Source organism: Kitasatospora sp. NPDC057940, assembly GCF_042887425.1.
GTDB lineage: Bacteria > Actinomycetota > Actinomycetes > Streptomycetales > Streptomycetaceae > Kitasatospora.
Map to the genome: position 1 here is coordinate 1 of NZ_JBHVPH010000054.1, position 24499 is coordinate 24499.

General features: G+C 75.0%; 25 protein-coding genes and 1 pseudogene. 8 read left to right on the top strand and 18 right to left on the bottom strand.

Annotated features, from left to right (window positions below; genetic code table 11):
- Nucleotides 1-138: 138 nt before the first annotated feature.
- From ACFVTF_RS37745 to ACFVTF_RS37770, 6 genes are all read right to left on the bottom strand, one after another.
- Complete coding sequence (locus ACFVTF_RS37745; RefSeq protein WP_063350621.1) at nt 139-909, bottom strand: DUF4239 domain-containing protein; 771 nt, start codon at nt 907-909, stop codon at nt 139-141.
- Between the two features lie 121 nt (nt 910-1030).
- On the bottom strand, nt 1031-1993 hold the full coding sequence (locus ACFVTF_RS37750; protein ID WP_387818735.1) for a hypothetical protein: 963 nt from the start codon (nt 1991-1993) through the stop codon (nt 1031-1033).
- 215 nt (nt 1994-2208) lie between these two features.
- Nucleotides 2209-3618, bottom strand: coding sequence for a family 2B encapsulin nanocompartment shell protein (locus tag ACFVTF_RS37755; protein WP_371522155.1), 1410 nt, complete (start codon nt 3616-3618; stop codon nt 2209-2211).
- 580 nt (nt 3619-4198) lie between these two features.
- Nucleotides 4199-4711, bottom strand: coding sequence for a hypothetical protein (locus ACFVTF_RS37760; RefSeq protein WP_363587458.1), 513 nt, complete (start codon nt 4709-4711; stop codon nt 4199-4201).
- 221 nt (nt 4712-4932) lie between these two features.
- Nucleotides 4933-6387, bottom strand: coding sequence for a PLP-dependent aminotransferase family protein (locus tag ACFVTF_RS37765; protein WP_387818737.1), 1455 nt, complete (start codon nt 6385-6387; stop codon nt 4933-4935).
- A gap of 54 nt (nt 6388-6441) precedes the next feature.
- Nucleotides 6442-6963, bottom strand: a complete 522-nt coding sequence (locus ACFVTF_RS37770; protein ID WP_387818739.1) for a universal stress protein — start codon at nt 6961-6963, stop codon at nt 6442-6444.
- A 475-nt stretch (nt 6964-7438) separates the two neighbouring features.
- On the opposite strand from ACFVTF_RS37770, the gene ACFVTF_RS37775 reads away from it, so the two are divergent.
- Nucleotides 7439-7834 (top strand): transglycosylase family protein, encoded by a 396-nt coding sequence (locus tag ACFVTF_RS37775; protein WP_363617297.1) that lies wholly within the window; start codon nt 7439-7441, stop codon nt 7832-7834.
- Nucleotides 7835-7983: 149 nt separating this feature from the next.
- Here ACFVTF_RS37775 and ACFVTF_RS37780 read toward each other — a convergent pair whose 3' ends face one another.
- A complete protein-coding gene (locus ACFVTF_RS37780; protein WP_387818741.1) occupies nt 7984-8925 on the bottom strand; it encodes a hypothetical protein in 942 nt (313 codons plus the stop codon).
- A 223-nt stretch (nt 8926-9148) separates the two neighbouring features.
- Between ACFVTF_RS37780 and ACFVTF_RS37785 the strand changes: the two genes are divergently transcribed.
- Nucleotides 9149-9508 carry a hypothetical protein gene (locus ACFVTF_RS37785; RefSeq protein WP_371522146.1) on the top strand — a complete coding sequence of 120 codons (360 nt, stop codon included), beginning with the start codon at nt 9149-9151 and terminating at the stop codon, nt 9506-9508.
- A gap of 18 nt (nt 9509-9526) precedes the next feature.
- Here ACFVTF_RS37785 and ACFVTF_RS37790 read toward each other — a convergent pair whose 3' ends face one another.
- Nucleotides 9527-10117 carry a pyridoxamine 5'-phosphate oxidase family protein gene (locus tag ACFVTF_RS37790; RefSeq protein WP_387818743.1) on the bottom strand — a complete coding sequence of 197 codons (591 nt, stop codon included), beginning with the start codon at nt 10115-10117 and terminating at the stop codon, nt 9527-9529.
- A 206-nt stretch (nt 10118-10323) separates the two neighbouring features.
- Between ACFVTF_RS37790 and ACFVTF_RS37795 the strand changes: the two genes are divergently transcribed.
- The 4 genes and pseudogenes from ACFVTF_RS37795 to ACFVTF_RS37810 all read left to right on the top strand — a co-directional run bounded on the left by ACFVTF_RS37795 (nt 10324) and on the right by ACFVTF_RS37810 (nt 13615).
- Nucleotides 10324-11238, top strand: coding sequence for a helix-turn-helix domain-containing protein (locus ACFVTF_RS37795; protein WP_387818745.1), 915 nt, complete (start codon nt 10324-10326; stop codon nt 11236-11238).
- A 32-nt stretch (nt 11239-11270) separates the two neighbouring features.
- The gene (locus tag ACFVTF_RS37800; RefSeq protein ID WP_387818747.1) at nt 11271-11702 is read left to right on the top strand and encodes a VOC family protein; all 432 of its coding nucleotides are present in this window, start codon (nt 11271-11273) and stop codon (nt 11700-11702) included.
- A 104-nt stretch (nt 11703-11806) separates the two neighbouring features.
- Nucleotides 11807-12685 (top strand): annotated as a pseudogene (gene ligD, locus ACFVTF_RS37805) (non-homologous end-joining DNA ligase); the annotation flags it as partial.
- Between the two features lie 75 nt (nt 12686-12760).
- Nucleotides 12761-13615 carry a DNA ligase gene (locus ACFVTF_RS37810; RefSeq protein ID WP_387818775.1) on the top strand — a complete coding sequence of 285 codons (855 nt, stop codon included), beginning with the start codon at nt 12761-12763 and terminating at the stop codon, nt 13613-13615.
- 60 nt (nt 13616-13675) lie between these two features.
- Here ACFVTF_RS37810 and ACFVTF_RS37815 read toward each other — a convergent pair whose 3' ends face one another.
- From ACFVTF_RS37815 to ACFVTF_RS37860, 10 genes are all read right to left on the bottom strand, one after another.
- On the bottom strand, nt 13676-14260 hold the full coding sequence (locus tag ACFVTF_RS37815) for a type 1 glutamine amidotransferase domain-containing protein (RefSeq protein ID WP_387818749.1): 585 nt from the start codon (nt 14258-14260) through the stop codon (nt 13676-13678).
- 3 nt (nt 14261-14263) lie between these two features.
- Nucleotides 14264-14569 carry a PRC-barrel domain containing protein gene (locus ACFVTF_RS37820; RefSeq protein ID WP_387818751.1) on the bottom strand — a complete coding sequence of 102 codons (306 nt, stop codon included), beginning with the start codon at nt 14567-14569 and terminating at the stop codon, nt 14264-14266.
- Complete coding sequence (locus ACFVTF_RS37825; protein ID WP_387818753.1) at nt 14569-15006, bottom strand: hypothetical protein; 438 nt, start codon at nt 15004-15006, stop codon at nt 14569-14571. The genes ACFVTF_RS37820 and ACFVTF_RS37825 overlap by 1 nt, the downstream gene beginning before the upstream one ends.
- 66 nt (nt 15007-15072) lie before the next feature.
- Nucleotides 15073-15540, bottom strand: coding sequence for an HAD family hydrolase (locus tag ACFVTF_RS37830; RefSeq protein WP_371522132.1), 468 nt, complete (start codon nt 15538-15540; stop codon nt 15073-15075).
- A 140-nt stretch (nt 15541-15680) separates the two neighbouring features.
- Nucleotides 15681-16277 (bottom strand): GNAT family N-acetyltransferase, encoded by a 597-nt coding sequence (locus tag ACFVTF_RS37835; RefSeq protein ID WP_387818755.1) that lies wholly within the window; start codon nt 16275-16277, stop codon nt 15681-15683.
- Nucleotides 16278-16394: 117 nt separating this feature from the next.
- Nucleotides 16395-17108 (bottom strand): TNT domain-containing protein, encoded by a 714-nt coding sequence (locus ACFVTF_RS37840; RefSeq protein WP_387818757.1) that lies wholly within the window; start codon nt 17106-17108, stop codon nt 16395-16397.
- A 256-nt stretch (nt 17109-17364) separates the two neighbouring features.
- A complete protein-coding gene (locus tag ACFVTF_RS37845; protein WP_387818759.1) occupies nt 17365-18687 on the bottom strand; it encodes a geranylgeranyl reductase family protein in 1323 nt (440 codons plus the stop codon).
- A gap of 391 nt (nt 18688-19078) precedes the next feature.
- Nucleotides 19079-20179: a calcium:proton antiporter gene (locus tag ACFVTF_RS37850; RefSeq protein ID WP_387818761.1), complete on the bottom strand. Its 1101-nt coding sequence runs from the start codon at nt 20177-20179 to the stop codon at nt 19079-19081.
- A gap of 91 nt (nt 20180-20270) precedes the next feature.
- A complete protein-coding gene (locus tag ACFVTF_RS37855) occupies nt 20271-21887 on the bottom strand; it encodes a serine/threonine-protein kinase (RefSeq protein ID WP_387818763.1) in 1617 nt (538 codons plus the stop codon).
- Nucleotides 21884-22645, bottom strand: a complete 762-nt coding sequence (locus ACFVTF_RS37860; protein ID WP_387818765.1) for a serine/threonine protein kinase — start codon at nt 22643-22645, stop codon at nt 21884-21886. Before ACFVTF_RS37860 ends, ACFVTF_RS37855 begins: the two co-directional genes overlap by 4 nt.
- A gap of 282 nt (nt 22646-22927) precedes the next feature.
- On the opposite strand from ACFVTF_RS37860, the gene ACFVTF_RS37865 reads away from it, so the two are divergent.
- On the top strand, nt 22928-23335 hold the full coding sequence (locus tag ACFVTF_RS37865) for a hypothetical protein (protein WP_387818767.1): 408 nt from the start codon (nt 22928-22930) through the stop codon (nt 23333-23335).
- 276 nt (nt 23336-23611) lie between these two features.
- Nucleotides 23612-24394, top strand: coding sequence for a glucosamine-6-phosphate deaminase (locus ACFVTF_RS37870; RefSeq protein ID WP_387818769.1), 783 nt, complete (start codon nt 23612-23614; stop codon nt 24392-24394).
- Nucleotides 24395-24499: the final 105 nt, after the last annotated feature.

Consider the following 24499-nt stretch of genomic DNA (forward strand, 5'->3'; position numbering starts at 1 on the left):
ACGACCACGCCTCCGGCCCGCGCCACAACCCCATGGACGCCACCCTGCGGTCACGGCCGCCACGCCGGTGGCCCCGCGCGGATCTCCCCGCGGCCCCACCGTGCTCCGGCGAGGTTCAGCTGACCTCGCTCAACGCCTTCAGCCCTTCAGCCCGAGGGAGGGGAACAGGTCGACGAACGGCTGGGTGGTCACCGAGACGCTCCGGCCGAACGGATCGTCGAAGTCCCAGATCATGAACAGCAGGAACGCGATCAGCGCGCTGAAGCAGCCCGCCAGGATCAACTCCCGTGGCGTGCGCCGGATCTGCAGCGCGAACAGCATGCCGACGGTCACCACCGCACCGGTGATCAGGCCGAACCAGACGACCCCGGGCATGGTCGGCCCGGCGTTCTGCCCGCGCGAGTTGCGGGCGTCGTCGGCCTGGCTGATCCGGTCCATGATCGGCTGGTAGGACTGCGACTCCAGCTCGGAGGCCGGCGGCCGGGTGGCGACGTCCACCCGCAGCTTGTCCAGCAGTTCGGTGCCCTTGTCGGAGATCTCGCCGTTCTTGCGCATGTAGTCCCACTCGACCTTCACCACGTACGAGACGTAGGCGTCCACGTCGGCCCGGACCTGGTCGCGGAACTCGGCCGGGTAGACCACCGCCCGGTCGCTCACCTCCTGCAACGACTGCGCCTCCCGGAACAGGTCGTCCTGGGCAGCGCCGCGCGCCTCCCAGACACCCGCGAGGGCGAGGCCGAGGACGATCGCGTAGACCACGCCGATCATCATCGTGATGTAGTCGATGACGTCCGGGGTCTCGTCGACGTTCTTCTCGGTGCCCACCCGGCGGTGCCGCAGCACCACCACCGCCACCACGACGGCACAGGCCGCCGCCATCGCGATGGCCAACGCCAACCATTCGGACATGGGAACTCCCTTCTCTGGCTCGGCTTGTGACGGAACAAAGGTGTCGAGGACGGCCCCGGGCCGGGCAGGTCGGACTCCAGGGCCGGACCGGGGGCCGGGGCGGACCGCCTCGGTGGGGCGGTCAGGACCGCCCGGAACGGCCGGAACGGCCGCGTCCACGGCCCGGGCGCAGGGCCGCCGCCGCCAGGATGGCGGGCACGGTGACCAGCAGCATGGTGGTCGTCGCCGGGGCGTTGTGGTGGTGCTGCAGCGGGGCCGGCGGCTGCGCCGCCCGCACGTGGTAGACGGGCTGCGCCGCCGGGGTCGGCGTGGGGCTCGGGCGCACCGGGCTCGGCGCGTCCGGACTGGGGGCCACCGGAGCCGGTGGGGGCGCGGGCGCCGCCGGGGCCGGCGCCGGGGGCGCGGGCGGGTTCGGCGCGGGCGGCGGAGGGGGCGCGGGTGCCGCCGGCGGCGGCGGGGGCCCAGGTGTCCTGCTGGGAGCCGGCGTTGTCGGCGCGGGGGTCGGCGACTGCGTGGGGACGGGTGTCGGAGTCGGGCTGGGCGTCGGCGAAGGCGTCGGCGTCGCAGTCGGCGTCGGGGTCGCCGTCGGGCTGGGCGTGCGGGTGGGGCTCGGCGTCGGGGTCGGCGTGGGGCTCGGGCAGGGGTGCGGGTGGTGATGGTGGTGGTGCCACCAGTCCCCGTGCCACCAGTCCTCGTCGTGGTCCCCGTCGTGGTCCCCGTCGTCTCCCTCGTCATGGCCCCCGTGCCCGCCGCACGGGTGGTGCCGGCGAGGGAGCTTGGGGCCCTCGGCCTTCGGGGCGACGGTGACGCCGACCTGGACGTCCACGTCGACCCCGACGTTCACCTCCCCGCCCGGCCCGACCTGCACCGACACGTCCGTCGCGGTGCAGACGCAGGAGTCGACGGCCGTGCCGTGCTGCCGGCCCCCGCCGTGACGCTCGGTACCGGAGGCCGAGGCGCCGCCGACCAGGGCGCACATCGCGACCACGCCGACCGCGGCGCCGATCAGCCTGGTCCGCCGGCCGGAGGCCGCACCCCCACCGCCGTCCAGCGATATCCGTCGGGACTGCCGGCGCTGCGGCATGGGCTCCACTCACCTCTCGGGTCGCCGGGGACGGGATCGGAACAGGGCGATCCGCCCGGCCCGCAGGAGGACGCGGGCAGGCGTGATCAGATGCGATCAGACGTGATGAGGAACGATCAGGCGGACGGCCCGCCTTCCGGGGGCGGGCCGTCCGTCATCAGGTCAAACGATCTTCGAGCCGGCCGGTTACGGCCCGGGCCCGCCGTCGGCCGTCCTCAGTGGCGGCGGTGCGCGATCTCGACGTTCTCCAGGACGCCGACCGCGTCCGGCACCAGGATCGCGGCCGAGTAGTAGGCGCTGACCAGGTACGAGATGATCGCCTTCTCGTCGATGCCCATGAAGCGGACGGACAGCGACGGCTGGTACTCGTCCGGGATGCCGTTCTGGTGCAGGCCGATGACGCCCTGGTTGTCCTCACCGGTACGGATCACCAGGATGGAGCTGGTGTTCTCCTTGGTGATCGGGATCTTGTTGCACGGCAGGATCGGCACCCCGCGCCAGGCCGGCACCTGCTGCCCGCCGAGGTCGACGTGGTGGGGGTACAGGCCGCGGGCGTTGAACTCGCGGCCGATCGCGGCGATCGTGCGCGGGTGGGCGAGCAGGTAGTCGGGGTCGCGGCGGCGGTTGAGCAGTTCGTCCAGGTCGTCCGGGGTGGGCGGGCCGGAGTGGGTCTGGATCCGCTGGTCGAAGTCGGCGTTGTTGAGCAGGCCGAACTCGGGGTTGTTGACCAGCTCGTGCTCCTGGCGCTCGCGCAGCGCCTCGATGGTCAGCCGGAGCTGGTGCTCGATCTGGTTCATCGGCTCGTTGTACAGGTCGGCGACGCGGGTGTGGACCTTGAGGATGGTCTGCGCGACGCTCAGCTCGTACTCGCGGGGCTTGAGCTCGTAGTCCACGAAGGCGCCGGGCAGCTCGAACTCACCGTGGTGGCCGGCCGACATGGCGATCTCGGCCTCGCCGCGCTCGTTCTGGGCCTGCTGCGGCAGCGCCAGGAACCCGAGCAGGTGCTCCTGGAGGCTCGGCGAGTTGTCCCGGATGGCGGCGAAGTCGCGGCGGGTCAGCGTGAGCGCGACACCGGCGGTGGCGGTCGTGGCGGTGAACTCCCAGACGGCGTCCGGGTTCAGCAGGGCGTCGTCGCCGAAGCGGTCGCCGTCGCCGGCCACGCCGACCACGGTGTCGTCGCCGTACTTGCCGGTGCCGATCTTGTTGACCTTGCCGTGCGCGATCAGGAAGATCCGGTCGGCGGCCCCGCCCTGGGTGGTGAGCACCTCGCCGGGGCCGAAGTCGCGCTGCTCGCAGCGGTCGGCGAGGGCGGTCAGCACATCCTCGTCCTCGAAGCCGCGCAGCAGGGCGAGCTCACCCAGCTCGGCGGGGATCACCCGGACCTGGGAGCCGGTCTTGATGAACTCGACCACACCGTTGCCGACGGTGTAGGTGAGCCGTCGGTTGACACGGTAGGCGCCACCGGCGGCCTGCACCCAGGGGAGCACCTTGAGCAGCCAGCGGGAGGTGATCTCCTGCATCTGCGGTGCGGACTTGGTCGTGGTGGCGAGGTTGCGGGCAGCGGCTGTCGTGAGGCTGGACTGCTGCGGGACCTGCGCTGTCTCCGGGCTCGTGTCCACGGGCATCGGCAGGGGTCTCCATTCATCTGGTCGGATCACGCGGTCAGGGTCGGACGGCGACGGGGTCGCCCCGATCCACCCCGACTGATGCCATGACGGCTCATCAGACACGCGTATCGATGGGGGTGTTGGCGATTCATCGCGATCACGGCCACCGTCTCCCGGCGGCCCATCGGGAACCCTAGATCACCAGCGCCCGACCGGACCCGCGGGAAGGCCGACTACCCCCCGATAGGGTGAATCTGAAGCAGTCCCATTCCGCTCGGGCCCCGGGTCGCGAGAACATCCGTTCCCCACCGCGGATCCCGCGCCGGCGGCGCCCGCGCGTGGACAGCGGGCAGCAGGCGGCGGACAGGCGGCGTACCTCCCGTACGACATCGGCGGGAGCGGGTCGCCAACGGGGGCCGGCACAACGGGGCCGGTCGGCTGCGCCCCGACCACGGGCGCCGGCCCGCCACCGGGATCCGGGCACGCGAACGGCCCGTCAGGTGCCGGGACGGGGGCGGCCGGCACCTGACGGGGGATCGGGGATGCGCAGTGGGGGTGCGACGGGGAAGCGGCGAGGGAGCGCCGGTCGGGCGATGCGTCAGGCGCAGGCGATCTGGCTGCCGGGGATGCCGACGATGCCGGAGTTCTTGGCCTCGCCCCCCTTGTACTCGTAGTACAGGTAGGAGTAGAAGTCGATCCTGGTCGCCGCACCGCAGGTCGAGTCCGGCGCCACGGTGTAGGTGACCGTGAAGCTGCTCGTGGCACCGGGGGCGAGCGGCACGTTGTACCGGGCGATCCCGCCGTGGACGTTGTCGCTGCAGCCGTTGGTCTGGGTGCCGCAAGCCGTGGCGGTGAACTTGAGGCCGTTCTCCAGACTGGTCTGGTAGGTCGGCTGAACGCTCTGGTACACGAACTGGATCGGCGTGTCGTACGGGTTGCTGAGCGTCAGGGTCAAGGTGAACTCGCCGCCCCGGACGGTCGTTTGCCGGTCGGAGACGGCCGTGAACGGCAGCGGGGTGTCGGCCTGGGCGGGTGTGGCGGAGAGGAGCAGACCGACGGCGAGGGCCGGGCACGCGGCGAGGGCGACACGGCTCAAATGTGTTCTGCGCATGACCAAAGAGCGTAGGGCGCCGTACCGGTTCCGTTGCCCCGCTCCGCCCCGGTCCGTACCGACGCACGAGTCGGGGGCGGACGCCGTGGACCACCCCGGCCGCGTTCGGCCCCCACTCCCCCGCCCGGGGCCCTATGCTTCGCCCGCCGCCCCGGACGGCCGCCCGGAGCCGGCCGCCCGGCAGGCCGGTGCCGGTCCGGACGCCCCCGGGCCCGGCCGGTTCAGGCGGGCGGCGGCAGGATGTCGCAGAGCGCGGCGAGCGCCGCCGGGTAGGCGTGGTCGGGCGGCGTGGCGTAGCCCACGACCAGGCCGTCCGCGGTCGGCATGGCCTCCGGGCCGATCCCCGGGTGCCGGTAGTCGGCGAGCCCGTCCAGGCCCAGGCCCCGGCGGGCGGCGGCCTGGAGCACCGCGTGCTCGGTGCCGGGCTCCAGCCGCAGGACGGCGTGCAGGCCGGCCGCGACGCCGGAGACCCCGATGTGCGGGGCGCTCGCCGCCAGCGCGGCCACCAGCTGGTCGCGGCGCTCCCGGTAGCGGCGGCGCATCCGCCGCACGTGCCGGTCGTAGCCGCCGGAGTCGATCAGCTCGGCGAGGGTCAGCTGGTCCAACGCGCTGGCCCAGCCCTCGCGTTCGCCCTTGGCGGCGAGCACCCGGTCGACCAGGTGGTCCGGCAGCACCATCCAGCCGAGCCGCAGCGCCGGTGACAGGCTCTTGCTGACCGAGCCGAGGTAGACCACCCGCTCGGGGTCGAGCCCCTGGACGGCGCCGACCGGCTGGCGGTCGTAGCGGAACTCGCCGTCGTAGTCGTCCTCCAGCAGCAGGCCGCCGCGCCCGCGCGCCCAGTCGACCACGGCGGCGCGGCGGCCGGCGTGCAGCGGTCCGCCGGTCGGGAACTGGTGGGCGGGGGTGAGCAGGGCCGTCCGGACGTCCTGACGGTGCGCCAACCCGCCGATCCTGGCGCCGTGTTCGTCGACCGGAAGGGGCACGGTGGCGACCCCGGCGGCGGCCAGCAGACCGCGGTGGAACCCCAGCCCGTACGCCTCGACGGCCAGCGGCCCGGTCGACTCGGGCGGCAGGGCGGGCGCCCCGCCGGCGAACAGCAGCCGCAGCGCGTGGGCGAAGCCCGAGCAGACCACGATCCGGTCCGGGTCGGTGCGCACCCCGCGGACGCGGGCCAGGTAGTCGGCGAGGACGGTGCGCAGTTCGCGCCGACCCTGCGGATCGCCGGGCCCGAAGGCCTCGTTGGGCGCCGCGGTCAGGGCCCGGCGGGCGGCGGCCAGCCAGGCGGTGCGCGGGAAGGACGCGGCGTCCGGCTGGCCCTGGCGCAGGTCGTGGACGGGCCCCGGCCGTGTGGAGGGTCGGGGGGACGGGCTCGGCGGGACGGGTTCGGCGCGCTCGGCGACGACGGTGCCGGAACCTTGACGGGCGGTCAGCCAGCCCTCCGCGACGAGTTCGGCGTACGCCTCGGCGGCGGTGTTGCGGGCCAGCCCGAGGTCGGCGGCGAGCGCGCGGTACGGCGGCAGCCGGGTGCCGGGGGTGAGCCGGCCGCTGCGGATCGCCTCGCGCAGGGCCGCCATCAGCGCGGCACGGCGGCCCCCGACGGCGGGGAGGTCGAGGTGCAGGTCGCTGCCGGTCGGGTGGGCGGGCCCGGTGGGGTGCGCGCCCGGCGTTTCCGTCATGGTCACGCACCCTACCCGCCGCCGCCGGGCCCCCCGCCGGGCGGCCCGGCCGCGCTACGGCACCACGGTGACCGGCCAGCGGCCCGCCTTCACCAGGCGGACGGCGACCGAGCCGATCACCCGGTGCCCGGCCTGCTCGGAGGCGCCGACCACGACGGCGTCGGCGCGCAGTTCGTCCGCAAGCTTGGCCAGCCCCGTATAGGGGTCGCCGCGCATGGTGAGGAAGCGCCATTCCACCCGCCACACCTCCTTCACGTGGTGCTCGGCCTCGCGCAGGGCGGACAGCAGCTCGTCCGCGATCTCCTGGGTGGTCTCCTCCACCACGGCCCCGGCCAGCGCGGTGGCCGCGCCCAGGACCGGCTGGACGTACGCGACCGCGAGGGTGGCGCCCTGGCGGCGGGCCAACCCGGCGGCGTAGGCGGTGGCGCGCCAGGAGGAGTCGGAGCCGTCCAGCCCCGCCAGGATCACCTTGGGCCCGTCCGTCCCCAGTTCGAAGCCCGCGGGGACCGCTGCCGCCCCGGGCTTCTCGGCGCCGCCGACGGCCTCCACGTCCTCTGCATCGCTCTCGTTGCTCATGGCCCCGAGGCTATGCCCGCCACCGTGCGTGAGCGGAGGGGGCCCTCCCGGTGAGGGTTGTGGTGCGGGCCACCCGGGGTGCCGGGCGGTGCGGCGATTTCGCCACCGGGGGATGCCGGGACGTCACGCGCTGTCGACGATGTGGGCGGGCTCACACGGCTTTCGGCGTGACCCAGACCACTTCGCCGGGTGGTTTGATCTTGCAAATGGTGGCAAATCGGGCCAAATCATGTCATTTCCTTGATCCTTACGCCCGGTAACGGCCTCCTGACGTGCCTAAACCTCCAAATCCTTGAAACCGCCTCAACCGCCCCCGTACCTTCGAATCCGTTGCACCAAGCACTCCGCTCCGGCCGGCTTCACCGCCCCGGAACCGGAACGGTGCCGGACCACGCGAGTGACGTGTCCCCCCGAAACCGACGGCCTTCCGAGGGCCTGGTTCCGCGCGCTCGCAGCCTCCTCCGAAAGGAATCGCATGACCTTCCGTAACGAGACTGCCGCTGCCACCACCACCGCCACCCCGAAGCGCCGCAACCGCGTCCGGATGGCTCTGATGGCCGGGGCGATCACCGCCCTGCCGGTCGCCGGCCTCGTCACGGCCACCAGCGCCTCCGCCGCGCCGGCCACCGTCTGGGACAAGGTCGCCTCCTGCGAGGCCACCGGCAACTGGGCCGTCAACTCCGGCAACGGCTTCTTCGGCGGCCTGCAGTTCACCTCCAGCACCTGGGCCGCCTTCGGTGGCACCGCGTACGCCCCGCAGGCCCACCAGGCCACCAAGGAGCAGCAGATCGCCATCGGCGAGAAGGTCCTCGCCGCCCAGGGCCCCGGCGCCTGGCCGATCTGCTCGGTCAAGGCCGGCCTGGGCAAGTAGTCCCCACCCCCCGGCCCGCCTGTCCCGGGCCCCCGACGCCGCCGCACCCTCCCCGGGTGCGGCGGCGTCGTCGCGTTCCCGCCCGCTGCGGCCGACCGCACGCGCCGGCCTGCGGGCCGCGCCCGCGGACGGCGGTCGAGCGAGTCGGGCTACCGCACCGGGGCCCGCTCCGGACCGCCGCCGGGCGGGCCGCCGGCCACCACCGTCACCGAGAAGTCGGTGTGCCAGTCGGGCGAGGGGCAGTCCTCCCGCCCGGAGACGTCCAGCGTCCCGCCGGGCAGCACCTGGCCGGCGGTCGTCGCCGGATCGATCACCACGGCCGGGTCGATGAAGATCGCGTCCTGGTAGCGCGGCCCGACCCCGTAGTGGCAGGTCAGGGTCCGCGGCCCGGTGGCCGTGCAGCCGGACGGCGTCGGGCTGGTCAGCGTGGTGTGCTCCGGCACGGTGATCCGCACGTCGATCGGATGGGTCGAGTACGACGGACCCGCGTTGTACACCCACAGCGGCAGGTGGATGGTGGCCCCGGGTGCGCCGGTGAGGTCGCCCGGCTGCGGCACCGGGTGCCCGGCCTGCCAGGCGGAGGAGGCGCCGACCATGAAGTGGGCCCGGGTGTCGTCGGTGGTGAAGCTGTACGGCGTGGTGTGGCCGGACTGGTCCGGGTCGCCCGGGTAGAAGGCCTGCACGTCACCGCTGATGGTGGTGAACGGCGAGGTGATCGGCGCGACGTACAGCGACAGCCGCTCCACGGACGTGGCCCCCGGCGCCAGGCCGGCCGGGACGGAATAGGAGCTGCCCGTCCCGAAGTACGTCAGCGCCACCGGCGGGTCGGCCGACTTCACCACGCCCGGCGGGGGCAGATGGACGACCACCAGGGTCGGATCGGTGGTCGCCGCCGGGCCCCGGTTGGTGACGCGCACCTCCAGGATCCCGCTCTCGCCCGGGACCACCGGGCCCGGGGGCGGGCAGAGTTCGACGGACAGCCGAGCGGTCGCCGACCGCTCCGCGCGCGGGGCGGTGACGGCCTGGGCCGGCCAGGCCACGAGGACTACGGAGAGCGCGGCCAGGACGGTCGCACGCAGGGTTCGTATCATGACCATCACGCTCCCCCCATCCGACACCCAGGGCAACCGGATGACTGCCGTCCGTAGCGAGGTCGGCGGCGCCGTTCCGCTCCGCCACGGGCTTCCCCGGGGCCCCGGCGCGTACCGAGGTGGCGACGGTCCGGCCGCGAGCCGGTCACGAACCGACCCGGCGCACCGCACGGCCGGTACGGTCGGTTCGCCGGGACCGTAGGCGAATTCCACCGGGGGGACCATGCGCCGCCGCACCTGGACCCTGCTCGTGCTCGTGGCCTCGCTCGGGCTGGCCGCCTGCGATCCGCACACCGATCCCGGCCGCACGCTGCCGCCGGACGACCGGCCCGGCTACGCGATCCCCGCGCCCAGCCCGCCCCACCCACCGATGCCCGAGCTGCGCGGCCAGACCGTCCTGGCGGCACGGGCGCTGCTGCCCCTCTGGTACCCGGTCAGCGTGCGGGACGCCGATCCGCGGGGGCGGGTCGTGGTGGTGCAGTGGGAGTGGCGGGTGTGCGGGCAGAGCCCCGCGGCCGGCGAGGTGCTGACCGGGCAGGCGATCGGCCTGACGGCGATGCGCGTCGAGGAACCCTGCCCGTAGCGCCGGCCCGACGGCCCGTCAGGTCCTGTCCGGCCGGGGCGGGAGCGGCAGCGGGAGAGCAGGAAGGCCGTCGATGCTGGTGCCGACGTACTGCTTGCCCTCGCAGTAGGTGCTGAACTCCTCCTCGTCCTTGCGGCCGAAGAACTGCGCGTGCAGCTCGCGGTCGGCGCGGTAGTCCATCAGCGGGACGGCGAACCCGCAGGAGTCGCTGACCCGTTCGGCCCGCACCAGCACGATCGCACGCAGCCCCGAACCGTCGACGGCGGGGTCGAAGAGGCCCAACAGCCCGGCGAAGCGCGGGTCGTCACGGAACACCGGCTCGCCCCGGCCGTGCACCCGCACCACGGCCGGCGGGCCGTCGAAGGCGCACCACATCAGCGTGATCCGGCCGTTCTCCCGCAGGTGGGCGACCGTCTCGGCGGTGGATCCGCCGAAGTCCAGGTAGGCGAGGGTGAGTTCGTCGATCACCACGAGCGTGCCGGAGCGGCCCTTGGGCGAGACGTTGACGTGCCCGTCGGTGGAGAGGGGCGCGGTCGCGACGAAGTAGACGGGCTGCCGTTCGATGAACTCCCGCAGCCTGCCGTCGATGCTCTCGTACTGCTTTCCCATGCCCACCAGTGTGCGCCCATCTCGCCTGGCAAGAAAGGATGATCCACTGGGCGAGACGGCTGCCTCATCGGGACGCCCGCAGGGCGGCCGAACTCGGCGGCCCCGGTGCGCGTTTGTCCAAGACACCCGCCCCCGCCGTGCGGCACCCTCGAAGGGCCCGGCCGGTACGGGGGACCGGCCGGGCCCGGGCGGCCGATACTGGGAACGTGACGACGGAAACCCCCGAGACGTCCCCAGCCGGCGCAGACACCGACGCCGGCCTGATCGACGAAGCCGTCCGCGCCCGGCCCGCACCCGCGCTGCGCCCGTACGTGGCCTGGTACTCCGGGTACCGCCAGCGCGGCATCCCGCCCGCCCTGCACCGCGGCCTGCCGTCGCCGTACCTGACGTTCATCCTCACCCTCGACGAGCCGCTGGTGATCGCCGGGCACCCCGACCCGGCCCAGCCGCCCGGCAGTTACCCGACACTGCTCGGCGGCCTGCACACCGGCCCGGCGCTGATCACCCACGACGGCCGGCAGTCCGGCGTGCAGATCGCCGTGCACCCGCTGGCCGCCCGGGCGCTGTTCGGGCTGCCCGCCGGCGAGCTGGCCGGGATCGACCTCCCGGCGGAGGAGGTGATGGGGCGGCTCGGCCCGCGCCTCCAGGAGCAGTTGCAGTGCGCGCGCACCTGGTCCGAGCGCTTCGCCGTGCTGGACGGGACGCTGCTGCGGGCCGCCCGCCCGTCCGGGCAGGTGCCGCCGGAGGTCGGCTGGGCCTGGCGGGCGCTGCGGCGCAGCAACGGCGCCCTGCCGGTGGCGGCGCTGGCGCGGGAGACCGGCTGGAGCACCCGGCACCTCCAGGAGCGGTTCCGCCGGGAGACCGGTCTGACGCCGAAGGCCGCCGCCCGGGTGATCCGCTTCGACCGGGCCCGCCACCTGCTGGCCGCCTCGCCGCCGCCCCGACTCGGCGACCTGGCCGTCCGCTGCGGGTACTTCGACCAGGCGCACCTGGCCCGGGAGTTCCGGGCCCTGGCCGGGGCGGCGCCGAGCGCGTGGCTGGCGGCGGAGGGCCCGGAGGAGGCGAAGTTCCGAAACGTCCAAGGCGGGGCGGGTGCGGCGGCCGCAGAGTGGGAGGCGTAAGCAACCCGAGCCCCCCCCCCGAGGAGACAGCCATGGACGTCGCCGCCCCCGCCCCGCAGGTCTGGCCCAGCCTGCGCGCCACCGACGCCCGGGCCCTGATCCGCTTCCTGGTCGACGCCTTCGGCTTCCAGGAGGTCGTCGCCTACGGTGAGGGCGAGTTCGTCGCCCACGCCGAACTGGCCTGGCCGGAGGGCGGCGGCGTGATGCTGGGCTCCGACCGGGAGACGCCCGAGGGCGGCGCGCCCTGCCCGGGCCGGCCGGGCGGTTTCACCGCGTACGTGGTCACCGCGGACCCGGACGGCGTGCACGACCGCGCCGTCGCCGCCGGGGCCCGGATCACCACCGCGCTCACCGAGACGGACTACGGCTCGCGCGACTTCGCCGCCGCCGACCCGGAGGGCAACCAGTGGTACTTCGGCACCTACCGGGGTGCGCCGCGGCCCGCCGCCCCCGCGCGGGGGTAGCGACCCGCCTCCGGCGCCGGCGGACCGGCTGCGCCCCCGCCGCCGCCCGGGCAGACTGGCTGCGGGGGCCACGCACAGGCCCACCCAGGCTCCGGAGAGCACCCATGCCGCAGCTCACGGTGGACGGGCGCACCCTCGCGCTCTCCCACCTCGACAAGGTGTACTACCCGCGCACCGGCACCCTCAAGGGCGAGGTGCTGCGCTACTACGCCGCCGTGCACGGCGCCCTGCTCCCCCACCTGCGCGACCGCCCAGTCTCCTTCCTACGCTGCCCGGACGGCGTGGAGGCCGAGGTGTTCGTCGCCAAGAACCCGCCGGCCGGCACCCCGCGCTGGGTGCGCACCGTCGAGGTGCCGAGCAGCGGCGGCGACCTGCGCCAGGTGGTCCTGGACGACGGTGCCGCGCTGCTCTGGGCCGCCAACCTGGGCTGTCTGGAACTGCACGTCCCGCAGTGGCACGCGGCCGCGCCCGGGCTCGCCGACCGCCTCGTCCTGGACCTCGACCCCGGTGCGGGCGCGTCCGTCCTCACCTGCCGCACCGTCGCCGTCCTGCTGCGCGAGCGGCTCGCGGCGGACGGCCTGGCGGCCTGGGTGAAGACCTCCGGCTCCAAGGGCCTGCACCTGTTGGTCCCGATCGAGCCCACCCCCAGCGCCCGGGTCTCGGCGTACGCGAAGGCGCTCGCCGCCGCGTTGGAGGGCGACCACCCGGAGCTGGTGGTGCACACCATGGCGAAGGCCCGGCGGGCCGGCCGGGTGCTGGTCGACTGGTCGCAGAACAACGCCAGGAAGACCACCGCCGCGCCGTACACCCTCCGGGCCCGGCCGCTGCCCACGGTCTCCACCCCGCTGACCTGGGCCGAGCTGGAGCGCGCCGGCACGGCGGACGACCTGGTGTTCACCCTCGCCGAGGTGCCGGAGCGCCTCGCCGCCCACGGCGACCTGTTCGCCCCACTGCTGGACCCGGAGCAGGCCCGGCCGCTCCCCGCCGGCCCTACGGCCCCGCAGGAGGCGCCCCGCCAGGAACAGCCCCGCCAGGTGCTCCACCCGCCCGTCGAGGTGATGCGCCCCGCCGCCGTCACCGCCGTCCCACCCGCCGACGGCCTGGGCGGCGCGGGCGTGCAGTACGAACTGAAGCTGGACGGCTTCCGCTGCGTCGCCTTCGCCCGCGGCGCCCGCCCGCCCGTCCTGCAGTCCCGCACCGGCCGCGACCTCGCCCCCGAGTTCCCGCCGATCGCCGCCGCCGTCGCCCGGCTGCCCGAAGGGCTGGTGCTGGACGCCGAACTCGTCGCCTGGCGGGCCGGCCGGTTCGCCTTCGGGGAACTGCTGCGCACCCGCCGGGCCCGGGCCGCCGCCCCGGACGTCGTCCTCGGCCTGATCGCCTTCGACCTGCTCGCCCTGCCGGGCCGCGACCTGCGCCGGCTGCCGCTCACCGACCGCCGCCGACTGCTGCTCGCCGCCCTGGCCGACGTCCCGCCGCCGATCCAGCCGGTGCTGGCCACCACCGACCGGACGGAGGCGCTGGACTGGATGACCGGCCTCGCCGACACCGGCGTCGAGGGCCTGGTCTGCAAGGCCGCCGGCTCCCCCTACCGCCCGCGCGGCGCCGGCCGCGCCTGGGTCAAGTACCGCCGCAGCGACACCCTCGACGCCACCGTCCGCGCCTTCACCGGTCCGGCCTCCCGTCCGCACGCCCTCGTCCTCGAACTCGACGACGGCCGGGTGCTCCTCAGCGCTCCCCGGCTCACCCCGGTCCAGGCCCGCGAGGTCGCCGAGGCAGCCGCTCCCCTCGCCGGCCCGCCCGTCACCGACCCCGAGCACGGCCCGGTCCACCCCCTCACCGGCCCGCTGCGCGCCGAAGTGACCCTCACCGGCCGCCCGCCCGTCGCCGGCTTCGTCCGGCTGCGCGGCGACTGACCGCCCCCTGTGCACCTCGGGCCCCGGCCGACCCGGAACTCCCCGGGGCGGGAGGCGGGTTCACCCCTTCCGCCGCTTCGCCGCGTGGACGAACTCGGTGACCAGGGTGTCGTTGAAGACCGGCAGGTCGGCGGGTCGGCGGCTGGTGACGAGGGGGCCGGGGCCGGCGCGGCAGACGTGCACCTCCTCGTCCACCCAGTGGGCTCCGGCGTTGCGCAGGTCGGTGCGCAGGCTCGGCCAGGAGGTCAGGGTGCGGCCGCGGACGGCGTCGGCCTCGATCAGGGTCCAGGCGGCGTGGCAGATCGCGGCGACCGGGCGGCCGGAGGCGCAGTAGGCGCGGACGAAGGCCACCGCGGCCTCGTCCAGCCGCAGCGCGTCGGGGCTCGCGACGCCGCCGGGCAGGACCAGGCCGTCGAAGGCGGCCGGCCGCGCCCCGGCGACGAGGAGGTCGACGGCGAAGGTGTCGCCCGGGGCCCGGTGTCGGACGGCCTGGACGCGGCCGGGGCCGGTGGACAGCAACCGCGGGGTGCCGCCGGACTCGGCCACCGCCTGCCACGGCGAGGTCAGCTCGACCTGCTCCGCCCCGTACGGCGCGACCAGGAAGGCGATCGTCCGGCCGGTGAGCGTGGTGGACGGCCAGCCCACGGCTCAGCGCCGGTGCGGATCGCAGGCGGAGCCCAGGGCGACGGCGGCGGGCGGGGCGGGGCTGAGCCGGGCGCGCGGGCAGTCCAGGTGGACGGCCAGCTCCAGGTGGTCGATCCGCGACACCACGCCGACCGGGACGGACAGCCGGGTGCCCGCCACCCAGGGCCCGGCATCGACCAGCAGGTGGTCCCCGGTGTCCTGTTCGACCCGGCCGAGCGGGCCGTCGGTGGCCTGCACCTCGTACCCGGTCAGGTTCAGGTCGGCAGCATGGTGGGGGCCCGGACGGTACTCCCACAGGTCGGTGGTCATCACGCCTCCGGTTGGTCCCAGGGGCGGCGTTCGCGGCGCTCGTCCCGGTCGGGGGGTTCGGCACGGCGTTCGCCCCGGTCCCGGCCCGAAGCCTGGTCCCGGCCCTCACCCCGGCCCGCGGCCCGGCGGCGCAGCAGCGCCGAGGTGGCGATCGCCGCCGCCACCGAGGCCGCCCACACCAGCCCGAGGGCGGTCAGCACCGCGGTGGTCGGGGTCCGCACGCCGATGCTGAGGCAGATCGCGGACATCACCAGGGCGGTCAGCACCACCCCGGCGGACAGGCGGCGCCCGACGCCGCGCAGCACGCGCCGGACCCGGCTCGGCGACTTGGCGCCCATCGTGCTCAACTTCCGGTCGAGGCGCGTGTCCTGGCGCAGATCGGACTCGATCTCCTCAAGGAGCCGTCGCTCCCATCCGCTCAACGCGGGTCCGTCCATCTCGGTCACCTCCGACACTTCCGGTGACGTGCTCGCACCCGGGCGGTTGCCCGGTACGGGCAGGCGCTAACCGCTCAGGGGGCCGCCGGTTACGGCGTGTGGTGCGGCGCCGGCGGCGGCGCCCACGGGGCCGAAGGCCCGGGGACGGGCCAGCAGGCTGTCGTCCAGGACGCGCAGCAGGGCGTCGGCGTCGCGGTGGACCTCGACCGCGCCCGCCGCCCGCAGCTCGGGGCCGGCGTCCGCACCGGCCGCCAGGGCGACGCACGGCACCCCGGCCCGCCGCGCCGCCAGCACCTCGCGCACGCTGCCGGCCACCGCCACGGCGTGCGGCGGTGTGCCGCCGACCAGTTCCAGCGCGGCCCGCACCGGGTCACGCCCGGGGGCGGTCACGGTCAGGGCCGGTGCCCCGCCCGGCCCGGGCCCGGTCAGCACGACCGTCCAGCCCCGGGCGGCGCACTCGCGCAGCAGTTCGGCGGAACCGGGCGGCGCAGGGCGCCAATCGGTACCGAAGAGAGCCGCCGAGATCACCGTCATGGCCGACCGTTTCCCTTCCCGGGCCACGCACCGTACGCGCCCTTCCAGGTTAGGCCGCTCCCCCGCCGTGCGCGCAGCCTGCGGCCCACCGGTTTCCCGGCACCGGGAGGACCCGCTCGGCGGCCGGTCGGCGAACCCGGCTACCCGGCGTCCGGGTCGGTGGCGAGGCGGGCGTGGAGGTGTTCGTCGACGTAGTCGCCGCCGTAGCGGTAGGAGGCCCGGGTGGTGCCCTCGTGGCGGAAGCCGCCGCGGTCGGCGACGCGGCAGGAGGCCTCGTTGCCGACCGCGTGCCAGAGCTCGATGCGGCGGGCGTCGGCGGTGGCGACGGCCCAGCGGGTGACGGCGGTGACGGCGCGGGTGGCGATGCCCCGGCCGCGGGCGGTGGGGAGCAGCCAGTAGCCGACCGTGGCGATGCCGTCCGACTGGTTGCTCCAGCCCAGGAAGGCGTTGCCGTGGAGGGCCCCGTCGAGGGCGTCGGTGATCGCGAAGGCGGCCGCGCTCCCCTCGGCCCAGCCGGTGTCGCAGCGGTCGAGGTAGGCCTCGGCGCCGGCCGGGTCGGCGATGCGCAGCGGGTTCCAGCGGGCGATCTCCGGGTCGGCCGCGGCCGCCACCAGGGCGGGGACGGTGCCACCGGGCACGTCGAGGGCCCTGCCCCAGGGGCGCAGCGCGACGTCGCCCAGGTCGAGGGTGGCGGGCCGCAGGACGCGTCGCTCGGCGGAGGTCTCGGGAGTGCTCATCCGGCCTTCCTATCCCGCCCGCTCCGGTGCCCGCCAGCGAATTTCCCCGGCCGGTGAGCGGGCCGGTGAGCGGGGCGGCGCACGGCGGACCCGTCGTGCGCCGCCCGGACGGCCGGGTCAGACGATCCGGGACAGGTACCCGTTGTCGACCAGCCAGAGCACGTTCAGCTTGGCCGGGCCGCCGGGCACCAGGGCCGCGTCGAGCTGGTACTGCAGACCCCAGCCGGGCTGGCCGAACCACGGGGCGATCGGGCCGGCGTGCACCTTGAAGGGCTTGACCACCTTGTAGTCGTGGTAGTTGCAGCCCGCCGGCGGGGTGCCGTCGAGGCTCTGCGGCGGGATGGAGCGGGTGGAGTAGGGCAGTCCCTCGGGGGCGAGGAAGGCGCCGTACTCGCTGCCGTAGCGGTCGATGTTCTGGTTCGGGTAGAGCGTGAGGTCGAACTCGACCGGGGTGCCGTCGGGCAGGGTGACGTAGCCGTCGGACGGCGGGTAGATCCAGCCGCCCGCGCCGTTGTTGCCGGCCGGGTCGTAGTAGGTGGTGAGGAACTTCTGCTCGCTCAGGGAGCCGGTGCGCTGGTAGCCGACGAGTTCCCGGCCGACCCGGCCGGTGGTGGGCAGGTCGGCGGGGCCGAGCCGCTTGTCACCCTGGTAGAAGTCGGCGGAGCACTCGTCGGCGGGCGTGGCGGCACGGGCGGAGGCGGCCCGGGCGGAGGCGCCCGCGGTGGAGGTGCCCGCCGTGGAGGTGTCGGCCGCTGCGGCCGGGATGCTCGGGGCGAGCAGGGCGGCGGCCGCGGCGAGTGGCGCGACGAGCAGGCGAAGGCGAAGGCGCACGGTGTCTCCGTCGTGAGGGGGGTGGCACGGAGGGGGCGTCCTGCTCACCCTCCGTGTCCGTTTCGGCACCAGGCAAGCGGATCAGCTGATCATCCGTCAACACGACCTGGCCGAAGGCGCACCGAATCCTCCGGTTCCGGCCAACCCCCGGACGTCGGACCGGTTCACCCGAAAGAATGGACGGTTCGGCACCGGCCGGACAGTCCGGACGGCCGGCCCTGCCAGCGCCCCCGCCAGTGCCCCCCCCAGCGCCCCGTCAGCGCCCCGGCGCGACCCGCCCGACCAGGTGGAGCAGCCGGTCGAGGGCGTCCTTGGAGTTGGGCTCGGTGAGGTTGACCATGAGCCGGAACGCCACCTTCAGCAGCGCCGGGTGGCCGAGCCCGGCGGCGCCGGCCGCGCCGAGCAGCCTGGGCCGGCCGAGCAGGTCGGCGGCGAGGCGGCCGAGCGCGAAGTAGCCGGCGTAGGCGGAGCGCAGCGCCTGCGGGTAGGCGCGCAGGGCCAGTTCGCGGCCGCGGTCGGTGCGCCGGGCGAGGGCCTGGACGATGGTCTCGGCGGCGTAGCGGCCGGATTCCATCGCGTAGGCGATGCCTTCGCCGGTGCCGGGGCTGACCGTGCCGCCGGCGTCACCGACGAGCAACAGGCCGTCGGCGTAGTGGGGTTGGCGGTTGAGGCCCATCGGGAGGGCGGAGCCGCGGACGGGCTCGGTGACGGCGTCGGGGGTGTAGCCGTACGCGGGCGGCAGGTTGTCGCACCAGCGGCGGAGCAGGTCGCGCCAGTCGAGGTCGACGTGGGCGGTGTCGAGGACCCCGAGGCCGACGTTGGCGGTGCCGTCGCCCATGCCGAACACCCAGGCGTAGCCGGGCAGCAGGCGGCGGGCGGGGTCGCCCGGGTCGCGCAGGTCGAGCCAGGCCTCCAGGTAGCGGTCCTGGTGGCGGGGGGTGGTGAAGTAGGTGCGGTAGGCGACGCCCATGGCCCGGTCGGTGCGGCGGTAGCGCTTCATCGCGACGGAGAGGCGGGTGGAGTTGCCGTCGGCGGCGACCACGACCGGCGCCTGGTAGCTGACGGGCCGGCGCTCGTCGCCGAGCTTCGCGGTGACGCCGGTGATCCGGCCGCTCCGCTCGTCCACCAACGGGCCTGCCACGCTGGCCCGTTCGATCAGCCGGGCGCCGGCCGAGGCGGCCCGGCGGGCGAGCAGTTCGTCGAAGTCGGCGCGCCGGCGGACGAGTCCGTGGCCGGGGTAGGCGGACAGCTCGGGCCAGTCGAACTCCAGCGCGCGCCGGCCCGAGATCAGCCGCAGCCCCTGGTTGTGCAGCCAGCCGGCCTGCTCGGAGACGTCGATGCCCATGTCCACCAACTGCTTGGTGGCGCGCGGGGTGAGGCCGTCGCCGCAGACCTTCTCGCGCGGGAACGCGGACTTCTCCAGCAGCAGGACGTCCAGGCCGGTGCGGGCGAGGTGGTAGGCGGCGGTGGAGCCGGCCGGGCCTGCGCCGACCACGATGACGTCGGCGCTCTCCTCGGTCCGGGCGGGCCGGGGGGCCCGGCCGCCGTCTGCGGGCACCTGCTGCTCTGGGCCGGGCATCACGCACTCCCACGGGGTCGGATCGACTGCGGGCCCGACGGGGCCGCAGGGGCCCCGGACGGACCCGGGCAGGGTCATTCGGACAGGTTCGTTCGGACGGGGCCATTCGGACGCGGCCGGACGCGGCGGTCCGAGACGGACGATAGAGAACCACGGCACCCGCCCGCCGCCCCGACACGCGGGCCCGCTCCGATGACCGGTCAATACCGGCCACCGCAGCGGCTGCGCGGCCACCCGCCGGGTCGGAACCCGCCGTTGACCACCGCGCCGGCGACGGGGCCCGGCCCGTCGGCGGGCCGCCGTCCGGCACGCGCCCCCGGGAGACGACGGAGCCCCTGCCTCCGACGGCGGTGTCGGACGGCAGGGGCTCCGTGGAACTGCTGCGGCGGCTTCAGGGGTTGAGCGCCAGCACCACGTAGGCGGCCAGCACGGCGAGGTGCACGGCGCCCTGGAGCGGGGTGGCCCGGCGCGGGATGACCGTCAGGGTGCCGAGCACGATGGTCAGGGTCAGCAGCACCATGTGCGCCGGGCCGAGGCCGAGGTCGAGCGGGCCGGGGAGCCAGTAGGAGGCGATCGCGACGGCCGGGATGGTCAGGCCGATGCTGGCGAGCGCCGAGCCGAGGGCCAGGTTGAGGCTGGTCTGCACCCGGTTGCTCAGCGCCGCTCGCAGCGCCGCGATGGTCTCCGGCAGCAGGACGAGCAGGGCGATCACGACGCCGACGACGGAGTGCGGCAGTCCGGCTTCGTCCACGGCGTGCTCGATGGTCGGCGAGACGCCCTTGGCGAGGCCGACCACGGAGACCAGGGCGACGCCGAGCAGCAGCAGGCTGATCCAGGCGGCCCTGGCGGTCGGCGGAGCGGCGTGGTCCTCCTCGTCGAGCACCCGGCCCTCGGGGGTGACCGGCAGGAAGTAGTCCCGGTGCCGGAAGGTCAGGGTGGTCACGAACAGCCCGTACAGCACGATCGAGGCGGTGGCCGCGAAGACCAGCTGGGTGGTGGAGAACTGCGGGCCCGGGGAGCTGGTGGTGAAGGTCGGCAGCACCAGGCTGAGGGTCGCGAGGGTGCCGATGCAGGCGAGCGCGGCGCCGGTGCCCTCGGCGTTGAAGACGGCGGTCCGGTACTTGATCGCGGCGACCAGGATGGACAGGCCGAGGATGCCGTTGCAGGTGATCATCACGGCGGCGAACACGGTGTCCCGGGCCAGGGTGGCGGACTTGGAGCCGCCGTCGGCCATCAGCGTCACGATCAGCGCGACCTCGATCACGGTGACCGCCACCGCGAGCACGAGCGATCCGAAGGGTTCCCCGACCCGGTGCGCGATCACCTCCGCGTGGTGCACGGCGGCGAGCACGGCGCCGGCCAGGAAGCAGGCGACGACGCCCACCACCCAACCGGGCAGGTCCCGGTGCCAGGTCAGGGCGAGGACGACGAACGACACCACCGGAACGACGACGGTCCATTGCGCGGTGGCCGCGCGGAGCTTCGTGATCATGCCGCCGAGCATCCCAGACCGGGGGCCGCCCACCCGGTTGCCCGCGCCGGGATACGGACGGATGTGGTACAGGTCATCCCGTTTTGCCCGGTCACCCGCCGTAGTCGGCGAGGTACCGGAGCACCTTGTCGACGTGCGGGCGGACCCGTTCCGGGACGCCCCCGGCGGCCGCCACGGTCTTGTCGCTGGTCCGGTACCCAGCGGCCACCAGGGCCGGCAGGTCGCGGGTGAGGCCCCGGTGCTTGAACTGCTGGTCCAGCCAGCAGACGTAGTTGCCCATCGCGGCGATCGCGTCGCCCGGGTCCAGGTAGGACTTGGGGCCGTCGTGGGCCGCAGCCTTCGACCAGGCGTCGAAGACGGCGGGCGTCCACATGGCGATGCCGTACTCGCCGGTCTCGGGGCTGGCCGCGTTCGGGTCGAAGCCGCTCTCGGCCTTGAGCATCGCGGCCAGCAGCACCGGGGTGATCTCGGGCTCGGGGCAGCGCCGGGCGGCGACCTCGATCATGCCGCGGTAGGCCACCGGGACGTCGGAGCCGGCCGGGATCGCGCCGGGCAGCGGGGGCGCGGCCGGGTGGGCGGCCGACCCCGCGGCGGGTACGGCCGCGCCGTGCTCCGCGGCCTCCGGCTCGGGGGCCCCGGTCAGGGCGAGGACGGTGGCGGCGCAGGCCAGCAGGCCGGTGGCGGCCCGCAGGGCGCCGCCGCGGCGGCAGGCCGGACGCGCGCCGGCCCGGGCGACCAGCGCGGCGAGGTCGGTGCGGGCCCGCTCCTCCCGCCCGGGGGCCAGGCAGGCGGTGACCACGGCCCGCCAGGGCCCGGGCAGCGCCTCGTCCAGCCGCAGCGGCGCCGCGCCGCGCGCGTACGCCTGGGCGGCCAGCGAGCGGGCCCGGGCGGTGGCGCCGAGGAACGGGTGCAGGCCGCCGGTGAGCACCTGGTGGGCGATCACCCCGAAGGCCCAGATGTCGGCGCTGGGGCGCACCGCGACGCCGCGCGCGCCGGTGCGCTCGGACCACCACTCGGGCGGGACGTGGTCGGGCGAGCCGAGCGGCGGCGTGTAGGCGTGGGTGCCCTCCAGTTCGGCGGTGAGGCCGAAGTCCGCGATCTTGGCGGTGCCGTCGGGCATCAGCAGGATGTTGGCCGGTTTGAGATCCCCGTGCACCCAGCCGCCCCGGTGCATGTGGGTGAGCCCGGCGCAGACCTCGGTGAGGACGCGTCCGGCGCCGGGCACCGGGGTGCCGGGGCGGGCGGCGGCGAGGACGTCCTGGAGGCTGCGGGCGGCGCGTTCCATCACCAGGGCGACGGCGCCGTCCAGGCCGGGGTGGGCCGGGTCGTCGACGACCGTCACGGCGAGGGTGCGGATCAGGTGGGGGTGGTCGGCGCGGCGGCTGAAGCGCATCTCGCTGCGGGCGACCTCCGTCATGGTGCGGCGCTGGCCGGGGCTGAGCCGGGCGGGGCTGAGCAGTTTGACGGCGGCCGGGGTGCCGTCGGGGCCCTCGGCCGCGTACACGCTGCCCCAGGCGCCGGCTCCGAGGTAGGCGCCGGTGCGGTAGCCCGCGAGCCGGTAGCCGGCCGGCACCTCGAACTGCTGGTCCGGCAGGGGCCGGTCCTCCTCCGGCACCCGCTGCTCGGACGCCGGCTCGTCGGACGGCGGCTTGTAGGGCGGCGGTTCGACGGACCCCGGCTCGTCGGGCGGCTGGCCGACGGGCCTCACGGCCGGGAGGCCGGGCGCCGGGGCGGGAGCAGGGCCAGGTGCTCCTCCCGGACGAGGTCGAACCTCAGCGCCAGGGCCGCGAGTTCCTCGCGCTTGCCGCCGCCGGGGCCGTCCTCGTAGGGCTCGCGCAGCCGCAGTTTCGTCCACACCAGGTAGTCGATGTGGTAGTTGACCGCCGAGCGGGTCAGCCCGTGGCAGGAGGGCAGGGCACGCAGCCGGGCCAGCACCTCCGTCACGCCGGGGACGACGGCGGCGGAGGGCGAGCGCAGCCGGGGCTCGCAGAGCGCGAGCAGCACCAGGAAGTACTTGGCGGTCGGGTCGAGGGCGAACGGGCTGACGGTGAGTTCGCCGTCGACGCCGCCGGGCCGGCCCTCCAGGTAGGCGTGCTGCGGGGCGAAGACCTTGAACGAGGCGGGTTCTCCGAGGGCGGGCAGCAGCACCCGGGAGAACTCGAACGGGACGGGCGCGCCGAGCCGGCCGGGCGCCACCTTGACGTGCTCGCCCGCGCCCTCCAGGTTCTCCACCACATAGGTGGCGGAGGTGCTGAAGTTGGAGAGCCGCCAGTAGTCCTCGGCGGCGGTGACCTCCCCCGCGCGCCGGGAGACGCCCTGGTCGGGCAGGGGGATGGGGGCCGGACGGCCGGGCTCGCCGCGGCCGAACGCCGCGGCCTCGCCGGGGCCCATCCGCAGCAGGCCGGGCGGTTCGCCGGGCGCCATCACGGGCTCCCGGTCGGGCAGTTGCACGATGACCGTGTCCACGCAGACACCTCCGCGGTTCGGGTCGATGCTAACGGCCCGATTCGTCCCGACGGCAGTTCGCCACTCGGACGAGTGAAGGAACATCGCCAACCCGGCCCGGGCGTCGCCGAGTTGCCCCCAGGCCGCTCACCTGCCGGTCCGTCGACCGTTCACCGGGTGGTTGCAGCACGTAGTTGAATGGTCACCTTGAGTGTGACGCAACACACACACGACATGTCCACGTTCTGTGCAAGACTCATCTCAAGGAGTGAGATCCCCTTAATTTCCAAGGAGGTTCATATCATGCGCGCTCGGATCGCAGCTGTGACGATGATGGTGGCAGGGATAGCAGGCCTGGCGGCCGGACCGGCCATCGCGGCCCCGGCGACGACCGAGAACGAAGCGGTGGCCTGCGCCTCCGTGCTCAACACGCCCTGCATCTCGCACCAGCACGACGGTGAGGGCTTCTTCGGCGTCGCCCAGGTCTCCGCCGACCCGCACCAGTTGACGATGGTCCAGGTCGAGGTGCGGACCCAGAAGGCCTGGGGCAGCCCGTGGGAGACGGTCGCCTCCGCGACCACCGTGCGCCTGGGCTCCGCGAAGGCGGTCACCCCGCGCGTCGTCACCACCGACCTGCGGATCGTCTGTGCCACCGCCGGCCCGGCGCTGGAGGCGGCACAGCAGGTCACCACCTGTACCAACCCGTTCTGACGGACCCCGCCGCTCCACCAGTACCGAGGTCCTCGATCGACCCGACCCACCCCATCCGCCGGGGCGTCCGCGCCCCGGTTCCAGGGCCGGCCGCCAGCGCACCCGGCGGCCGGCCCGTCGGCATGCGTCGCCCTCACAGGCCGGCTCCCGGCGGTCCGGAGGCCGGCAGGGCGGCTCCGACCAGGGGCCGAGTGGACCTGGGGCACCCGTTCACGGCAAACTGGTCTAGACCTCAAGGGTCTAGACCAAGCACCCGGCTCAGAACGGTGGACCAGTATGGAAATCGTGATCGTCCCTGACGCCTCAGCGGCCGGCGAACTCATCGCCGCGGCGATCACCGATCTGCTGACCGGCAAGCCCGAGGCCCTGCTCGGCGTGGCGACCGGCTCGACGCCGCTGCCGATCTACCAGGCCCTCGCCGAGCGGGTCCGCGACGGCCGGCTCGACGCCTCCCGGGCGCGCATCTGCCAGCTCGACGAGTACGTCGGCCTGCCCGCCGGCCACCCCGAGTCCTACCGTTCGGTGGTGCTGCGCGAGGTCGTCGAGCCGCTGGGCCTGACCGAGGACTCCTTCCTCGGCCCGGACGGCAACGCGACGGACATCGCCGCGGCGGCCGCCGCCTACGACCGCGCGCTGGCCGCGGCCGGCGGCGTGGACCTCCAGCTGCTCGGCATCGGCACCGACGGCCACATCGGCTTCAACGAGCCGTGCTCCTCGCTGGCCTCCCGGACCCGGATCAAGACGCTCACCCGGCAGACCCGGGAGGACAACGCCCGGTTCTTCGACAGCCTCGACGAGGTCCCGCACCACGTCATCACCCAGGGCATCGGGACCATCCTGGAGGCGCGCCACCTCGTCCTGCTCGCCACCGGCGAGACCAAGGCCGAGGCCGTCGCGCTCTCCGTCGAGGGCCCGCTGTCCGCCGCCGTCCCCGCCTCGGCGCTGCAGCTCCACCCGCACGCCACCGTGGTGGTCGACGAGGCCGCCGCCTCCGGCCTCAAGCTCGCCGACTACTTCCGCGACACCTACGCCGCCAAGCCGGCCTGGCAGAAGCTCTGAGGTCGGCGGGGCCCGGGGGGGGGGCGGGGCCGCCCCCCCCGGCCCCCCCCCCCGGGCGCCCCCCCCCGCACCCCCCGGGGAGGGCCCCCCGGGGCCCTAGCCCGA

Bases quoted from the DNA above. Each gene is read 5' to 3' on its own strand.
- ACFVTF_RS37745 (WP_063350621.1), bottom strand. From the start codon at position 909: ATGTCCGAATGGTTGGCGTTGGCCATCGCGATGGCGGCGGCCTGTGCC.
- ACFVTF_RS37750 (WP_387818735.1), bottom strand. From the start codon at position 1,993: ATGCCGCAGCGCCGGCAGTCCCGACGGATATCGCTGGACGGCGGTGGG.
- ACFVTF_RS37755 (WP_371522155.1), bottom strand. From the start codon at position 3,618: ATGCCCGTGGACACGAGCCCGGAGACAGCGCAGGTCCCGCAGCAGTCC.
- ACFVTF_RS37760 (WP_363587458.1), bottom strand. From the start codon at position 4,711: ATGCGCAGAACACATTTGAGCCGTGTCGCCCTCGCCGCGTGCCCGGCC.
- ACFVTF_RS37765 (WP_387818737.1), bottom strand. From the start codon at position 6,387: ATGACGGAAACGCCGGGCGCGCACCCCACCGGGCCCGCCCACCCGACC.
- ACFVTF_RS37770 (WP_387818739.1), bottom strand. From the start codon at position 6,963: ATGAGCAACGAGAGCGATGCAGAGGACGTGGAGGCCGTCGGCGGCGCC.
- ACFVTF_RS37775 (WP_363617297.1), top strand. From the start codon at position 7,439: ATGACCTTCCGTAACGAGACTGCCGCTGCCACCACCACCGCCACCCCG.
- ACFVTF_RS37780 (WP_387818741.1), bottom strand. From the start codon at position 8,925: ATGATACGAACCCTGCGTGCGACCGTCCTGGCCGCGCTCTCCGTAGTC.
- ACFVTF_RS37785 (WP_371522146.1), top strand. From the start codon at position 9,149: ATGCGCCGCCGCACCTGGACCCTGCTCGTGCTCGTGGCCTCGCTCGGG.
- ACFVTF_RS37790 (WP_387818743.1), bottom strand. From the start codon at position 10,117: ATGGGAAAGCAGTACGAGAGCATCGACGGCAGGCTGCGGGAGTTCATC.
- ACFVTF_RS37800 (WP_387818747.1), top strand. From the start codon at position 11,271: ATGGACGTCGCCGCCCCCGCCCCGCAGGTCTGGCCCAGCCTGCGCGCC.
- ACFVTF_RS37810 (WP_387818775.1), top strand. From the start codon at position 12,761: ATGCGCCCCGCCGCCGTCACCGCCGTCCCACCCGCCGACGGCCTGGGC.
- ACFVTF_RS37820 (WP_387818751.1), bottom strand. From the start codon at position 14,569: ATGACCACCGACCTGTGGGAGTACCGTCCGGGCCCCCACCATGCTGCC.
- ACFVTF_RS37825 (WP_387818753.1), bottom strand. From the start codon at position 15,006: ATGGACGGACCCGCGTTGAGCGGATGGGAGCGACGGCTCCTTGAGGAG.
- ACFVTF_RS37830 (WP_371522132.1), bottom strand. From the start codon at position 15,540: ATGACGGTGATCTCGGCGGCTCTCTTCGGTACCGATTGGCGCCCTGCG.
- ACFVTF_RS37835 (WP_387818755.1), bottom strand. From the start codon at position 16,277: ATGAGCACTCCCGAGACCTCCGCCGAGCGACGCGTCCTGCGGCCCGCC.
- ACFVTF_RS37845 (WP_387818759.1), bottom strand. From the start codon at position 18,687: ATGCCCGGCCCAGAGCAGCAGGTGCCCGCAGACGGCGGCCGGGCCCCC.
- ACFVTF_RS37850 (WP_387818761.1), bottom strand. From the start codon at position 20,179: ATGATCACGAAGCTCCGCGCGGCCACCGCGCAATGGACCGTCGTCGTT.
- ACFVTF_RS37865 (WP_387818767.1), top strand. From the start codon at position 22,928: ATGCGCGCTCGGATCGCAGCTGTGACGATGATGGTGGCAGGGATAGCA.
- ACFVTF_RS37870 (WP_387818769.1), top strand. From the start codon at position 23,612: ATGGAAATCGTGATCGTCCCTGACGCCTCAGCGGCCGGCGAACTCATC.